Raw genomic sequence first — 15,291 nt, 5'->3', positions numbered from 1 at the left:
GCTAAGAGGGGTCAGTCCAGATCCAGTCTTTCACCTCAGGCAGGTATTGTCTCTTCAGAAGATTGTTGTCTAAAGAGACTGCGCATAGTGGCTGAGCGCTTGAGAAGGTCATTAAGCGTCCCCTGATCGCTTATTCTACCATCCTCGAGAAGCAGAATCTGATCGGCCTGCTCAAGAATAGCGCGGCGATGCGAGATAACCAGATAGGTTTGTGTTCCTTTCTGTTCATGTAACAATCGCTCCCACAGTAGCTGCTCAGTCCTGCCATCGAGCGCACTGGAGAGATCATCCATGACTAATACTTGCGCCTGACCCAGAAGCATACGAGCTGCGGCAGTTCTTTGCACTTGCCCACCTGAAAGCTTCATACCGTTTGTTCCAATCTCCGTCTGCATCCCATCTGGAAAGCCAGCCACATCTTTCTCAAAGACTGCCAGATAAGCGGCTTTTTGTAGCAGCTCCTCATCAGTAAGACGTCCCACTGACAGATTCTCTTGTAATGTAGAGCTAAAGAGATGAGGAACCTGAGGAGTGTAGCCAGCCTGAGGTGGCACAAAAAACTCGTCAGGTTGCTCGATGAGTGTCTCATTCCAATAGATCTCTCCTTCTGTGTGAGGGAGCAGACCCAGGAGAGAGCGAACAAGCGTCGTTTTTCCAGCCCCTACACGTCCAACAAGAGCTGTCACCGTCCCTTGTTGGATCTGAAATGAAATCCCCTCGATTCCTCGTCCTGACTCAGGGTAGCGATAAGTAAGATTGGTAACACGCAAGGTCTGCAAAGGCTCAGCCTGTACTTGTTGTCGAACCTCCAGATGTTTCTCGCTCAGAGAATGAGGCTCAACCAACGTTTTGCCTCCTTGCATAAGTGTGAGCAATCGGCGGAAAGAGATTGTTGTGCGTGTATAGTTTGTCAGTGTTCCTCCAATATTGAGCAGAAAGTTGGTAATAAAACCGATATAGGCGATAAAGAGAGTGATGTCACCGACTTGCAAATGGTTTGAATAAGCAAAGATCGCTGCGAGAAACAGGATCAGGCCTGTGCCCAGACCAGCAATATTGCCCAGGATTGCGTCCACCGTATCGTTGAGCAGGCGATCGCGCAACTGTGTATGCAGTCGTTGCGCATTGATGGTTCGGAAGTGCTCCATGACAGTCTTCTCTGCCTGAGCGACCTGGATGGCTTGCACCGCAGACAGAATCTCACTGATCATCCCTGTCACGTAGCCTGTTGCATTGCGATTAGCCTCACGATAGGTCGCAATCTTTTTCTGCCAGCGTTGTGCTATCAGCACTATAAGCACCAGGGATGCGAGCACCAGCAGAGTAAGCAGAGCATTCAGACGAATAAGAATAACCACAGCAATCACAACCATGACGACCTGACCGAGTAGTCCTATTCCAGGTCCATAGGCCACAACTTCTGTATCGTCACGAAGCGTATTCATTGCCTCACCCGGCGAGACGGCTAAAGCACTGGCAGCCGGAAGTTGAAAGAGCCGGGCCAGGACATTACGCATCATCAGACCTCGTACGGGATAGTGCGTCTTCAACGTATTATCGAAGCCAATAAACTGACCACCCATTTGTAGTAAGCTTGCTGAGATAATCAGGAGTAGAAGCCACCAGAGATGCCCATCAAAATGTGGCTGTCTTGCTGACAACGTATTAAAAAGATCTTGCATCCAGAGTCCACTGGCCAGTATTGCTGCATCCAGAATGAGTCCGATTGCAATCGAGCGAAGTTGGTAGAAAAGTCGATAGCGAATCAGGCCACCGAGAAGTTGATATGTTTTCATACAAGCATTGCTCCTGCTTCTAATTCAAGTTGCAACAGACGAGCAAAATGGGAGTTGGGAGAGGCCATTAGTTCGGCGCGCGATCCAAACTCTATGATATTGCCATCCTCAAGCACCAGAATATCGCTCACATGCTCAAGTGTTGCCAGACGATGCGCGATGATAATGCCAGTGCGACCTGTAAACAGCTGTTCAATGGCCTGTTCAAGCCGCTGCTCTGAGAGAGGATCGAGCCGAGAAGAAGCCTCATCCAGAATGATGAGATCTGGCTGAGCCAGGAGAGAGCGGACAAAGGCCAGGAGCTGAGCCTCACCAGCAGAGAGCCCATACTCCCCGTTGCCAATTTTCGTCTCCAATCCCCGGGGCAACGTAGAGTACCAATCGTACAATCCCACCTTCTGGAAGGCTTGCAAAATCGTCTCATCCTGAATAGCCGTATTAAAAAAGGTCAAATTATCCCTCACCGAGGCATTGAATAACTGAACATCCTGAGTAATGAGCCCCAGCCGTCGTCGCAGATCTGGCAGATGCATCTCCGTAAGTGCAACTCCATTGAGTTTGATCGCGCCCTCCTGCGGATCATACATGCGAAAGAGCAACCGAGCCATCGTTGTCTTTCCTGATCCCGTGCGTCCAACCAGGCCAAGGACATGGCCTGCTGGTAGCGTAAGCGAGAGATCCTTAAAAATGGGTCTCTCGGGGGTATAGCCGAAAGTGACATGCTCAAACGATAGCTCCAGCGGTCCAGACGCTGGCATCTTGCCTGTGCCATTCTTCAAACTTGATGAATGAAGAAGTAATTGATCAATACGTTGAATGGACGCCTGAGCCTGCTGGAGATCCTGAATCTGCCACTGAAGTTGCTCAAGAGGTTGCATCAGCAGACTTGAATAACTAAAGATCAGATAGACCGTTCCAGGTGTTGCCAATCCCCGCGTCCAGAGATATGCCCCCAGGACCAGACCAACAATACCACCGAGACGGAACAGATGTTGAGAGATAATCCAGGGCGATCCTCCAGACCAACCAGCTTTGCACGTTGTGGTATACCAGCGCTGAAAATGCTGATAGAAATGCTGCCAGATATAAGGGGTTCCCCCATTAGGACGGACATCTTCAAGAGCTGAAAAGGCTTCGCCCAGAAAGCCAAACAGATCTGCTCGAGCCTGATCCGCGATGCGCCAGCGATTGGGTGCAGGGCGGCGCATCCAGACCAGAAAGCCAACCACCGCAACGCAATACAGCCCCAGCACACAACCTAATAACCAGTTGATAATCGTCAGAGAGATCAACATACCAATCAGCAGGAGTGCATGGAACGGAAGGAGAACAATGAATTGCGAAAAAAAGTTCGCCAGCACATTGACATCGCCATCGATGCGCTCCAGAAGCTCACCAGATGTATGTTCCTTATGAAACTGTTGATCAAGCGTGAGCAGGTGCGAAAGCAGATCGTTGCGCATCAGATTGGTGGCAGTCCATGACACATTCTCACATAAATAGTTAGACACAACAGTAGCTAACTTTGTGATAATCGTCATGCAGATGAAGAGCAAGGCCAGCCAGATCAGGTCAGTTGAGATTCCATGGGTAGCTGTGGCATCGATAAACGAACTGAGAATGCGTGGATTATAGAGCTGCAAAGCAATACTTAGTAATAGCATAAGCGCCATCAAAAGCGTTTTTAGCCATTGTGGCTGGAGATAGCGAGCTAGCAAAGCCAGGGAACGTTTAAACGGTTGTGAGGTCACGCAGTATATTCCTTTCAATTCAATGCTCTCTACCAGATCAGAAAAAGGTGGTTAGATCACAAATCAAAACAGAGTGGGCGCTTACTCGAGGTGAAAAAAAGAGCAAAGAATGGCAGGCAGCTTTAAAAAAAGCCATTGTGGGCAGCAGAATGTACTATGCTTTGCGGTCCGATAAAGAACGACAACATATGGAAGCTGGCACAGATTTCTGTCTGGTTGTACATGGGCTGCTTTTTTAAGCGAGGAGACGCATATAACTTGAGGAAGCATAAGGAAGGAGAACCCCATGCAACTCAGAGTAGACAGCTCAATTTCCAAATCTGCCTTTGTACCGTATCAAGCGCCATTCATAGCACAAGGAAACCCTCAGTTTTTGCAACAGGGCTCTGATGTATGTGCTGTTTTCACCATTGAGATGAAGCGATACAGTATTACTGGCAGTCTGGCATAGTAGCTCCTCTGAAGACATGAAGATTTTTGAATGGATTGTACCGTCTCTATAAGATTAACTGGATAGAGAAGATTTGTCAAGTGGGAGAGGAGGGAAAAGTGATACCTGAAAATATTTCCACCGACAAGAGCCAGTGCTCTTGTCAGCATGGGGTTATGAGACGGGATACAATAGTTAAAAGGTGTGGAAGAGTAAGAGGGCCGCAATCAGCAACGAATAGATAGCCAGGGTCTCAGCAAAGACCAGGCCAAGAATAAAATTGGTGCGAATAGCTGGTTCTGCGCTGGGATTACGTCCAATCGCAACATACGCTTGAGAAGTAGTAAAAGCAATTGCAATACCGGCACCGATAGCACCCAATCCGATAGCCAGTGCGACTGCAAGGGCTTGTGTAGGCATAATGTCTCCTTTCAGTGAAAGAAATCTTATAGATCGAAACGTTACATTATTTATTGTAATGGATTTAGAGCGTAAAAAACAAGATGTGCGAAGCGAGATTTAACCAGGAAATTCTTGATCGAAGAGCTCACTGATTGCTTGAATGCATTTCTCATGTCGCCATCGTAATTGAGCTTGATTGTAGAGCGTACTGGCTATCTGGTAGTAAAAGTGGCTCCCCAGGTGCAGAGCAGCATCGACTGCTTCTGCAAGTAGCCGACATGTCTGATCACATTCTTCAAGGGCCAGCATTATTCTTGCTTTGAGCAAGAGTATCTCAGCGTAGATAGGAGTCTGATACATGATGGATGCCTCATCTGTACGCAGTAAAGCTTGAGAGGCCTGTTGTGGCTGTTGCAAGTGGAGGTAGACCCGCGCCTCATGGAGGTGGAGGTTTGTATGGTGGAATTGTGTAAAAGGGAAGCTCGAATCCTCTTCTGGTTGCTGCGGAAAGGTCTGACGAGCCAGTTCAAGATATTTCAGTGCAACCTCTTCCTCACCATAATGGGCGTAGACCACAGCCAGCTGGACGAAGAGAGAGCCCTGGAGGAGGGGTGTGCAATGAGAGCTTACGTGTAAGGCCTCCTCATAAGTAGTGAGGCTTTGTTGTGAACGTTGTAGATAGAGAAAGAGCTCAGCCAGACGGAGAGTTGTGGCCAGCAGCAAATTGGTATTATCTGCAAGCGAAGCGTAGGAGCATGCGTCTTGCAATTGTTTGAGTGACGTCCCAAAATCCAGCTTATGCAGAGAACAAAGTGCTGATAATTGAAGCGTCTGAGACGCGAGCGCCGCAGCCTTTGCTTGATAGGGAGAGCTCTGTTGAGCCAGTTGTAAGAGATGAGCGAGATAGCTAGGTAAGACCTGAGCTAATTCCAGGAGCCCACCTTCGGTATAGAGCTGCCAGCAGAGAGGAAGGTTCACGCTACTGAGCGCGAGTGATTCTTCTGGATGTAAAATAGTCATAGCGCTGCCCTGACTCACGCTTAAAACGGCGGCGGGAGCACTAATCAAGAGAGCAATAGCCTGTTTGCGGGATATTTCTTCATTTTCGAGTAGTTGTGGCACATTTATATGCTCAAGGTTTCTTTTTGTCTGTTCGAACACCTCGGCCTCAACGAACGTTGTCTGCTCATGGTACAGGAGCTCGGCAGGAAGGTCGGGCAAAGAAGTGACCATCTCTGTCATTGGATGAACCTTGTGAGGGGATCTGCGGCTGGTCCGGCGTTTAGCACTGATCGCATGAGCGAAGCCAAGCTCTTCTGGTGACATAGCGAAGGCGCGACAAAGAAGATCCAACGTCTCTAATTGAGGGACCTGAAGACCCCGTTCCCAACGGTTATATGTATTCACACTCACTCCAATCTTACTACTTGCCACTTCAACACTCCAGCGACGTTGTAAACGGGCCGCCTCCAGGCGGTTATTGGGTGTGGTCATCGCAATCACCTCCTGTCGTGATAGCCAGTATAGGATGACCCGAGGAGATGAAACAGGATAAGAGAGAAATCATGCCTATCATCTCGCTTGCTCTACCATACATAAAATCTTGAGATACTTAGACTATCATCCCAAAAGCAGGATCGTACAACACTTTTTGTTCCGATATTTGTATATTTCGAGTGTGTATATTTCGAATGTGTATATTTTGAATGATTCAGCAGTGTTATGTCAATACTCCGATGCAAAAATGATAAAACGTTATAAAATGAGATGAATAACAAATGTTGGTCGGATGTACAGCGTTATATTTTCTTATCTCTACATGAGAGTAAGATACGTATTTTTGCTGTTAAAGAGAGAGGAAAGAGGATATAACCAATATAGTTAAAGGTTGATATGGTATGGAAGGAGCAGAGTGTGCACGAACATGTAAGTGAGGTTGCCAGATTACGGCAACAGATTGCCGATGAGTTGGAATCGATGCAAAGAGGATTTAGTCATTTTGCAGCGGGTGTTGCGCGGCATGATTTTATTCGTGCCCGGATGGAGAAGATTGGTGATCGCCAGGAAGAACTGGCCCATTATATTGGTCAGCAGGATGCTGTCCATATTGTTTGTGAGCTGTACATTGATAAGATTGCAGGGAAGCAAGGTCAGCATTGATACTTTTCTACTCTGTAATTATTCATCTGGTACAACCTGAAGATTGTATTTGCTACGATCAAAATTTTTTCTTTTGTTTCATTGTGTGCTCTCTCAGGTCTTGATGGGCAGAGGGAGCACACATTTGTGTGTGACTCCTTCCTGAATTGAGAAGCGCCAGCATGGTCGCCCCTCCATACCATCCTTTCCCATTGAGCTATGGTGGGGCTCACACAGCGGAGCCAGGAGAGAGGAAAGAGACAAGCGGCTTTCCCTACTTTACATCATTTTATACGCAAAATAGATCATGATGTGATAAAACAGTCGCTTGTCTCCTGCCTAAACATCCCCTTCTATAATGGTAGCCCCACCATAGCTTCTGTTCCCATTTCCCGTTTCCCATTGAGCTATGGAGGGGCTCACATAGCGCAGTGGGACCAGAGGAAAGAGACAAGCGACTTTCCCTGCTTTACATCATTTTATATTTGAAATAAAGTCTGACAGCACAAAACAAGTAGGGAAGGTCGCTTGTCTCCTTCCGCATCTCGAAGCTCCGCTGTGTGAGCCCCACCATAACATCCTTTCTCATTTCCCATTGAGCTATGGAGGGGCTTACAGAGCGCAGTGGGACCAGAGGAAAGATACAAGCGACTTTCCCTACTTTACATCATTTTATATTTGAAATAAAGTCTGACAGCACAAAACAAGTAGGGAAGGTCGCTTGTCTCCTTCCGCATCTCGAAGCTCCGCTGTGTGAGCCCCACCATAGCTTCTGTTCCCATTTCCCGTTTCCCATTGAGCTATGGAGGGGCTCACATAGCGCAGTGGGACCAGAGGAAAGAGACAAGCGACTTTCCCTACTTTACATCTTTTTATACGCAAAATAGATCATGATGTGATAAAACAGTAGGGCAGGTCGCTTGTCTCCTGCCTAAACATCCCCTTCTATAATGGTAGCCCCACCATAGCTTCTGTTCCCATTTCCCATTTCTCATTGACCTATGGAGGGGCTCACATAGCGCAGTGGGACCAGAGGAAAGAGACAAGCGACTTTCCCTACTTTACATCATTTTATATTTGAAATAAAGTCTGACAGCACAAAACAAGTAGGGCGTCTCCTTCCGCATCTCGAAGCTCCGCTGTGTGAGCCCCACCATAGCTTCTGTTCCCATTTCCCGTTTCCCATTGAGCTATGGAGGGGCTCACACAGCGGAATGGGAACAGAGGAAAGAGACGCCCTACTTGAAAGTTTATTCATGCGAAAATGATTTTTTCGGGCTTTAATGGTTAATGTGCCATAAATTGTTGCCAGAAGAGATGCATCTTTTCCCGTAAGGGAGCGTGTTCTGGCTTACGGAGGTAGGGATCGCTCTCCCAGAGCTGGCCAGACAGAGTACGTGCTTGCTCAATCAGAACAGTATCGCTGAGATCAGCAATCTGCATCTCGGGCATACCGCTCTGGCGAACCCCAATGAAATCGCCAGGGCCTCGGAGACGAAGGTCCTCTTCAGCCAGGCGGAAGCCATCGGTTGTCTCTTGAAAGACCCCTAATCGATCTTGAGCTTGCATACTGGCATCGGCACTCAGAACATAGCAATAGGATTGATGTTTGCCGCGCCCCACGCGCCCACGGAATTGATGGAGCTGGGAGAGACCAAAGCGGTCGGCATCTTCAATCACCATCACGGTTGCATTAGGCACATCGATCCCAACCTCAATCACCGAAGTTGCCACAAGGATATCTAGTTGGTGATCGCGGAAGCGGTGCATAATCTCATCCTTCTCCTGCGCCTTCATCCCACCATGAAGAAGCCCCAGCCGCAGGTTAGGAAAGACCTCGCGTTGAAGCCGTTCATGTTCGCTCACCGCAGCCTTAGCGGCCAATGAATCGGACTCTTCGATTAAAGGGCAGATAATAAACGCCTGCCGTCCCTCGGCCACCTGATGCGCAATGGTCGTATACGCTTCAGAGCGACGAGCCCCTGTTCGCCAGCGCGTAATAATCTTCTGACGTCCAGGTGGAAGCTGATCGATCGCGGAAACATCGAGATCTCCATACAGGGTCAAAGCCAGCGTACGTGGGATCGGAGTTGCAGTCATGACCAGCATATGAGGATGATTGCCCTTCTGCCTGAGAGCATCGCGCTGTTCAACGCCGAAGCGATGTTGTTCATCCACAATCACAAGGCCTAACTGAGAAAAGATCACATCCTCCTGGATAAGGGCATGAGTGCCAATTGCCACCGCAGCCTGTCCACTTTCGAGAGCGGAGCGGGCCTGGGAACGTTCGCGCTGCTTCTGGCTTCCGGTCAGGAGAACGGTATGGATTCCAAACGGTTCGAGCATCTTGCTGATGCTACGTGCATGCTGTTCAGCCAGCAGCTCCGTAGGGGCCATAATTGCTCCCTGATAGCCATTGAGGGCTGCCATCAGAAGGGCTGCTGCGGCCACGGCTGTCTTACCTGCACCGACATCGCCTTGAAGGAGACGGGACATGGGCCTGCTCCTGGCCAGATCGGCAAAGATCTCACAGATGACGCGTCGCTGAGCAGGCGTGAAGGTAAAGGGCAGTGTCGCCTCAAAGGGTTCATCGGATGCGAACACAGACCAGAGCGTTGCCCCTAATGTTGGTGCAGCTGCCACCCTGGGAGCAGGTTGAGCTCGATGGATGGCTGCCAGAGCAGGTTCATTGGGCTGTTCAATGAAGATCTTTGCGGTATCAATCAGAAATGCATTGCCCTGTTTCGCCTCGCGAGCCCAGCGGCTACGGCGCTCTTGCATTCCTAATTGAATAATAAAGAGCTCATCAAAGGCCAGCCGGCGATGTGCCGCAGCTCGCATCTCTTCACTCTCAGGATAATGAATATGAGAGATAGCTTCAGATAGTGGAATGAGATTGCCGGTATGCCTGATAGAGGCTGGCAAATGTTCTGGCACGATCTGAGCATAGCGATCAACGACCCACTTAGTATAGCGGCGCATCGTTTTAGCATGCAGGCCTTCAGTCAGTGGATAGATAGGAACCAGGCGTCCAGTGCTTAAGAGATCGCCCTGTTCAGGGAGCTCATGGCTACGGACAGAGAACTCAACCTTATTGCCAAAGCGGCGCTTCTCACCGGTAACAACAATATAGGAGCCCTTGGCTGTATTGAGCTGTTTTTGGAGATAGCTCTGATTAAACCAGGAGGCATAGAGCTTACCAGTCTCATCGGAGATCTCAGCAATGGTGCGACTACGTCCGTTGGCGGTGCGCTGAAGTTTGACATCCCAGATCAGACCCATCGTTGTGACCAGCTCATTAAAAGGGATCTGACCAATCTTCGTGAGCTGACTATAATCGCGATGTTCACGCGGAAAATAGAAGAGCAGATCCTGGATAGTACGAAGACCTAAAGCATGTAAGCGCGTAGCAGCGCTGGGACCCACGCCGGGAATCGCAGTAATATCGGCTCTTAGCAGAGTCAGCGATGTATGTCCAGTCGTCATCCCAGCCTCCAGGCGTACAGAATTGGGAGGCGAGGGGGGTGGACTCTGGAGAGGTCTGCCAACCTCAAAGGCAGGCTCTGGATGCGGCTCAGTCTCTTCCAAACTGATTGGAGCACTCATCTTTTTTGCGTGTTTTGGGGTATAATCTGAGCTACTACTGGCTGGCGAGCTACGGCTATTTTCGGAAGGAGGAGCTGAATTGTTCTCAACGGGCGCTGAAAGTGAAGAACTACCAGGAGACTGCCCATCGATCTCATTGAGGAGCGCAAGGGCTGCTCGTAGAGTAGAGGCGCGCTGCATAGGATCTTGCTGTCGATAGCCCGTCAATAAAGTTACAAAACGGCGAAGCGGCGCACTATCCAGCCCGCTCTGCTGACAGAGCGCAGATGCCTCATCATACCAGCGGGCAGTGAAAGCCTCCAGGCCGCCGGGGCGGATAGCCTGATCTTGATGGTTCGTCCGTTGTTCGTGTTGTAATATCTTTCGTGCTCGTTCAACAGAAGGAGCAAGTACGGTGGTATTTTGATTTAGCATGATACTCTGGCTAGATTTCAAATCTGTGGCGCTACGGAAAATGTTCAGTTCCCATAATAGAGGGTAGTTGGAACAAGTGTCAAGTATGAGTACTATGAATCCATCTCGCTTTTTGGCTAAGCTGCCTGGTTCTCTGCTCTTGTAAAGAAGTTACCCATTTCTATCTGGAAACCGCATCTATACTGATAGTAGAGGCTGATCGTTTCCTTGCAGGGTGTATCGTGGAGCGTCTGGTAAGAAGAAACGTAGGCGTACATTGTATGTAAAAATGAATAGGAGAGCTATGATGCGACAGGAACTGGTGACTGATGCCTACGAGTATTGCCGTCAAGTGACGCAGCGTGCATCGAAAACCTTTTACTGGGGGTCCATCTTTTTGCCACCAGCGAAGCGGCGTGCCGTCTGGGCCGTCTATGCTCTATGTCGGGTCATTGACGATATTGTGGATGAGGCAGTGGATGGGCCTGCTGTGGGACATCTCTGTGGCTCGAGTTCTCCAGAGAGAGCCCTAGATGAATGGCGAGAAGGACTGACCCGTATTTATGAAACTGGTCGGGCTGGTGATAATCCTGTACAGCGCGCCTGGAGTGAGATGTTAGAGCACTATGCAGTGCCATTACAGCCAGCATTGGAGCTGTTAGATGGCGTAGCAATGGATCTGACAATGAATCGTTATCAGACCTTTGAAGATCTCTATCTGTATTGCTATCGTGTGGCAGGAACCGTGGGCCTGCTGACCTCGCCGATTTTTGGGTATCACAGCGAGGAGGCTTTACCTCATGCAGTAGAGCTGGGTGTGGCATTACAATTAACGAATATCCTGCGTGATGTAGGGGAAGATGCCAGGCGTAACCGAATCTATCTACCAATGGATGAGATCCACCGGTTTGGGTATAGTGAAGAAGAGCTCATGAATGGAGTCATTAACCATGCCTTTCGCGATTTAATCTGTTTTCAGATGGAGCGTGCCAATGAGTATTATCGCAAAGCCCAGCCCGGAATTGCATTACTAGATACTGACTGTCAACTGGCCGTACGCCTTAGTGGAACCCTGTATCGACGTATTCTAGATCGTATTCGTCTTAATAATTATAATGTGTTTACTCAGAGAGCCAGCGTTCCATTGAAGACCAAGCTTATGACCGTCTCTACCCATTGGTTTATGCAACAGTTTGACCTGTATGTGAGGTGAGCTTTCTTGCAACGTCTTGCCCATGAAACGTCACGTATGAACGGAGAAAAAAGGAGAGGACCTGCTGAAAATTGGGGCGGGAGCCTGATCTAAGGCTATCAGGTCAGGCTCAAATAGAAATGTGAGAATGTGGTTGATCTGAGATCTGGTACTTGCAGCCAGGCGGCTTACAATTCGATTTTGCCGTTGACGAGCAGTGCCTTAAGATATTCGAGGTTGCGTAAGATCTCGGCGCGGTCACTCCCACCGTGTTGATACCATTGACGGAGCCAGAGCAGAGAAATAATCTCATCGGAAGAGAATCCGCTCCGGGCTAATTGATCGGTTTCTGATACTTCATCGTTGATCTGTGTAATCATTTCCAGAGGCCGTGTGTTCATCATTCTATCCTTCCACCAGCGCCAATTTTGTGGGCGTTTTGTCTACACTGCATTCCTTCCACTTTGTTGGAATTCTTCCCGCGCCCTTTCGAGAGAAAGATATTCTCATAAAGAAGACGTTGGGAAGTACATTTTTTCAAATATATGTTTGCCTCTACTCGTGTCTGCCAAATCCTCCCTGCCAGCCCTCCCATACGAGTATAAGCGGAAAAGAATTCAGTAGCTATCATGTATTTGACAGTGAAGCTGTGAAATAGTTCACTATTTGTCTGGCCTGCTCATTGCTACCGCTCTGTAAGGCGGGTTCCTGCATTTGAGCTATCTGTCATATATACGTTTTAAAATCCCGAAAGGTTCCATTTGCCGGGATGAATGAACCAAATGTCTCACCGAGGAGCCACTGGTGTATTTATAACACGGTTCTAATGGAGAATTGGCTACTCATTTGATCACACTTCTAAGACGTTCATGTGATGAAAAGAGGGGAATGGACAGGGGGTGGCAAGATCACAGGAAAAGGCATCCAGTTGAAAGCCTCTTCCTGTGATAAAGATGTCTGTTAAGCGGGACGAACGACGATATTCACCAGTTTACGAGGGATATAAATCACCTTCTGGACGGTGGAATCACCAATAAAGGACTGAATGCGTGGGTTGCTCAGAGCCAGTTCACGAACCTCATCCTCGCTAATCGAGGCATCCACATCGATGCGTTCGCGGATCTTGCCATTGACCTGTAAGACCAGCGTAAAGCTTTCATCGATCGTCAGTCTCTCTTCAAAAGTTGGCCAATTGCTTGTATGGATACTCTGACTATGTCCAATCTGGTGCCACAGTTCGTCGGTCAGATGCGGGGCCATTGGAGCCAGCAGTTGCAGCAGAGTCTCCAGGGAGCGCTGGAAAGCGGCGCTCTGTGCCACCTCTGTTGGTTGCTGCTTAATCAGAGTATTATTGAATTCCATCAGAGCTGCCAGGGCCGTATTAAAGCGGAAGTGGCTCAGATCATCCGTCACCTTTTTGATAGTTTTGTTGCGCAGACGTTCGATGGCCTGGCTCTCCTTCGTCTCGCTAGCGCTGCCAGCCCCATTCAGCCAGCCATCACTTACCAGCGTCCAGACGCGATTCAGGAAGCGCCAGATACCTTCCAGATTATCGGCGCGGAACGAGCCGCCGGCTTCAAATGGCCCGATGAACATCATATAGCAGCGTACAGTATCGGCTCCATATTTCTCCACATACTGATCGGGGGCCTCAACATTGCCGCGTGACTTTGACATCTTCTGACCATCCGAGCCCAGGACCATCCCTTGATGTAACAGACGTTTGAAGGGCTCATCAAAGGTAACATGTCCCATATCATGCAGAGCTTTGACAAAAAAGCGCGAGTACAGCAGATGCAGGATGGCATGCTCTACACCGCCGACATACTGATCGACGGGCAGCCATTGCTGCATTTTTGCAGCGCTCCAGGCCTCTTCGCTATTGTGTGGATCGGCATAGCGCAGGTAATACCAGGACGAATCGATGAAGGTATCCATCGTATCAGTCTCACGTGTAGCGGGCCCGCCGCAGACGGGACAGGTAGTATTGACAAAATCTGGCTCATAGCGCAGCGGGGACTCTCCCGTAGCCTTAAACTGAACATTTTCGGGCAGCCAGACGGGCAGTTGATCCTCAGGAACGGGTACAGTGCCATGCTCAGGACAATAGACAATGGGAATGGGAGCGCCCCAATAGCGCTGGCGGCTAATCAGCCAGTCGCGCAGGCGATAATTAATCATTGCCTTTCCGATCCCTTGCTGTTCAGCGAAGGCAACGATCTTTTCTTTCGCCTCTGGTCCAGTTGCGCCATCGAACGGACCCGAGTTAACCAGGCGGCCCAGGGCCTCTCTAGCGGCATCCCATGTGGCAGGATCGCCAGGTTCTTCGCCCTCTGGGCGCACCACCTCACGAATCTCAATGCCGAATTTGCGTGCGAATTCAAAATCGCGCTGATCGTGAGCGGGAACGCCCATAATAGCGCCAGCGCCATAGCCCATCAGCACATAATCGGCAATCCAGACAGGAACCTGTTCGCCGCTAATAGGATTGGTGACATAACTACCAGTAAAGACGCCACTTTTTTCTTTTTCCGTACTCATGCGCTCGATCTCAGTCATGCGGCGAGCTTGTTCAACATAGGCCAGGACCGCCTCTTGCTGAGCGGGAGTCGTAATCTTCTCGACCCATGGATGTTCGGGAGCCAGAACAAAGAACGTTGCGCCATAGATGGTATCGGGACGGGTCGTAAAGACAGGAATCTCTTCGCGCTCTCCAGCGACCTCAATCGTAAAGCGCAGCTCGGCCCCCTCGCTACGGCCAATCCAGTTGCGCTGCATTGTAATCGTCTTCTCTGGCCAGTCGATCACCTCTGAAAAGTCCAGCAGGCGTTCGGCATAGGAAGAGATCTTCAGCAGCCATTGATCGATCTCTTTGCGAATGACCAGACTGCCACAGCGTTCGCAGGTTCCATCGGCCAGAACCTGTTCATTGGCCAGCGTTGTATTACAGCCAGGGCACCAGTTGGCAGGAGCTTTGGTGCGATAAGCCAGCCCCTGCTTATAGAATTGCAGGAACAGCCATTGCGTCCATTTATAGTAATCGGGCAGGCACGTAATAACCTCACGTTTCCAATCCCATTGGGCCCCCATGGCTTGCAGCTGTTTGCGCATATTCTCGATATTTGACAGAGTCCAGGTACGAGCCTGAATACCGCGTTTGATGGCAGCATTTTCGGCAGGCAGTCCAAAGGCATCGAAGCCAATTGGTTGCATCACATTAAAGCCCTGCATCCGTTTAAAGCGGCCATAGGTATCGAAGGGAGAGTAATTGTACCAGTGGCCCATATGCAGATCACCGGAAGGATAGGGAAACATAACCAGATGATAAAATTTTGGTTTGGGTGAGTCATCGCTGGCCGTATACAGATGCTCGGCTTCCCATTGTTCTTGCCATTTTTTCTCAATCTCTTTGGGATTGTATTTCGTACGTGTAATCACAAGGCCTCTCCGATCTGAATACTAAATCTGAATACTAATATGAACGATGATTGCGTGCTGAAATGAGAAGGGCGACGAAAGAGTAGCAAAAGGTCACAAGAGAAAAGCGACACCGACCAGCATTGGTAGGAAGAAAATAGAAAA

Annotated in this window: 9 protein-coding genes; 2 read left to right on the top strand and 7 right to left on the bottom strand. The window is 49.3% G+C overall.

What is annotated here, in order from left to right:
- Nucleotides 1-35: 35 nt before the first annotated feature.
- The 4 genes from EL628_RS18795 to EL628_RS18780 form a co-directional block, all read right to left on the bottom strand.
- Complete coding sequence (locus EL628_RS18795) at nucleotides 36-1,796, bottom strand: ATP-binding cassette domain-containing protein (RefSeq protein WP_126581443.1); 1,761 nt, start codon at nucleotides 1,794-1,796, stop codon at nucleotides 36-38.
- Nucleotides 1,793-3,547, bottom strand: coding sequence for an ABC transporter ATP-binding protein (locus EL628_RS18790; RefSeq protein ID WP_126581442.1), 1,755 nt, complete (start codon nucleotides 3,545-3,547; stop codon nucleotides 1,793-1,795). Before EL628_RS18790 ends, EL628_RS18795 begins: the two co-directional genes overlap by 4 nt.
- 625 nt (nucleotides 3,548-4,172) lie before the next feature.
- Nucleotides 4,173-4,397, bottom strand: coding sequence for an ATP synthase subunit C-like protein (locus EL628_RS18785; protein ID WP_126581441.1), 225 nt, complete (start codon nucleotides 4,395-4,397; stop codon nucleotides 4,173-4,175).
- A 99-nt stretch (nucleotides 4,398-4,496) separates the two neighbouring features.
- Nucleotides 4,497-5,873 carry a helix-turn-helix domain-containing protein gene (locus EL628_RS18780; RefSeq protein ID WP_126581440.1) on the bottom strand — a complete coding sequence of 459 codons (1,377 nt, stop codon included), beginning with the start codon at nucleotides 5,871-5,873 and terminating at the stop codon, nucleotides 4,497-4,499.
- A gap of 420 nt (nucleotides 5,874-6,293) precedes the next feature.
- Here EL628_RS18780 and EL628_RS18775 point away from each other — a divergent pair, with 420 nt between their 5' ends.
- On the top strand, nucleotides 6,294-6,539 hold the full coding sequence (locus tag EL628_RS18775) for a hypothetical protein (protein ID WP_126581439.1): 246 nt from the start codon (nucleotides 6,294-6,296) through the stop codon (nucleotides 6,537-6,539).
- Nucleotides 6,540-7,805: 1,266 nt separating this feature from the next.
- Here EL628_RS18775 and recG read toward each other — a convergent pair.
- Nucleotides 7,806-10,538: an ATP-dependent DNA helicase RecG gene (recG, locus tag EL628_RS18770; RefSeq protein ID WP_218028947.1), complete on the bottom strand. Its 2,733-nt coding sequence runs from the start codon at nucleotides 10,536-10,538 to the stop codon at nucleotides 7,806-7,808.
- 283 nt (nucleotides 10,539-10,821) lie between these two features.
- Here recG and EL628_RS18765 point away from each other — a divergent pair, with 283 nt between their 5' ends.
- Complete coding sequence (locus tag EL628_RS18765; protein ID WP_161975602.1) at nucleotides 10,822-11,730, top strand: phytoene/squalene synthase family protein; 909 nt, start codon at nucleotides 10,822-10,824, stop codon at nucleotides 11,728-11,730.
- Nucleotides 11,731-11,897: 167 nt separating this feature from the next.
- Here EL628_RS18765 and EL628_RS18760 read toward each other — a convergent pair whose 3' ends face one another.
- Both EL628_RS18760 and leuS read right to left on the bottom strand, forming a co-directional pair.
- Complete coding sequence (locus EL628_RS18760) at nucleotides 11,898-12,113, bottom strand: hypothetical protein (protein ID WP_126581437.1); 216 nt, start codon at nucleotides 12,111-12,113, stop codon at nucleotides 11,898-11,900.
- A 556-nt stretch (nucleotides 12,114-12,669) separates the two neighbouring features.
- Nucleotides 12,670-15,147: a leucine--tRNA ligase gene (gene leuS / locus EL628_RS18755; protein WP_126581436.1), complete on the bottom strand. Its 2,478-nt coding sequence runs from the start codon at nucleotides 15,145-15,147 to the stop codon at nucleotides 12,670-12,672.
- Nucleotides 15,148-15,291 lie beyond the last annotated feature (144 nt).

This window comes from Tengunoibacter tsumagoiensis, from assembly GCF_003967535.1.
In the GTDB taxonomy this organism is placed as follows: Bacteria; Chloroflexota; Ktedonobacteria; order Ktedonobacterales; family Ktedonobacteraceae; genus Tengunoibacter; species Tengunoibacter tsumagoiensis.
The sequence above is the reverse complement of the archived record's forward strand: the minus strand, read 5'-3'. Positions and strand labels throughout refer to the sequence as shown.

What these genes read in the sequence shown, in the direction of transcription:
- EL628_RS18795 (WP_126581443.1), bottom strand. Translation starts at nt 1,796, where the DNA reads ATGAAAACATATCAACTTCTCGGTGGCCTGATTCGCTATCGACTTTTC.
- EL628_RS18785 (WP_126581441.1), bottom strand. Translation starts at nt 4,397, where the DNA reads ATGCCTACACAAGCCCTTGCAGTCGCACTGGCTATCGGATTGGGTGCT.
- EL628_RS18780 (WP_126581440.1), bottom strand. Translation starts at nt 5,873, where the DNA reads ATGACCACACCCAATAACCGCCTGGAGGCGGCCCGTTTACAACGTCGC.
- recG (WP_218028947.1), bottom strand. Translation starts at nt 10,538, where the DNA reads ATGCTAAATCAAAATACCACCGTACTTGCTCCTTCTGTTGAACGAGCA.
- EL628_RS18765 (WP_161975602.1), top strand. Translation starts at nt 10,822, where the DNA reads ATGATGCGACAGGAACTGGTGACTGATGCCTACGAGTATTGCCGTCAA.
- EL628_RS18760 (WP_126581437.1), bottom strand. Translation starts at nt 12,113, where the DNA reads ATGATGAACACACGGCCTCTGGAAATGATTACACAGATCAACGATGAA.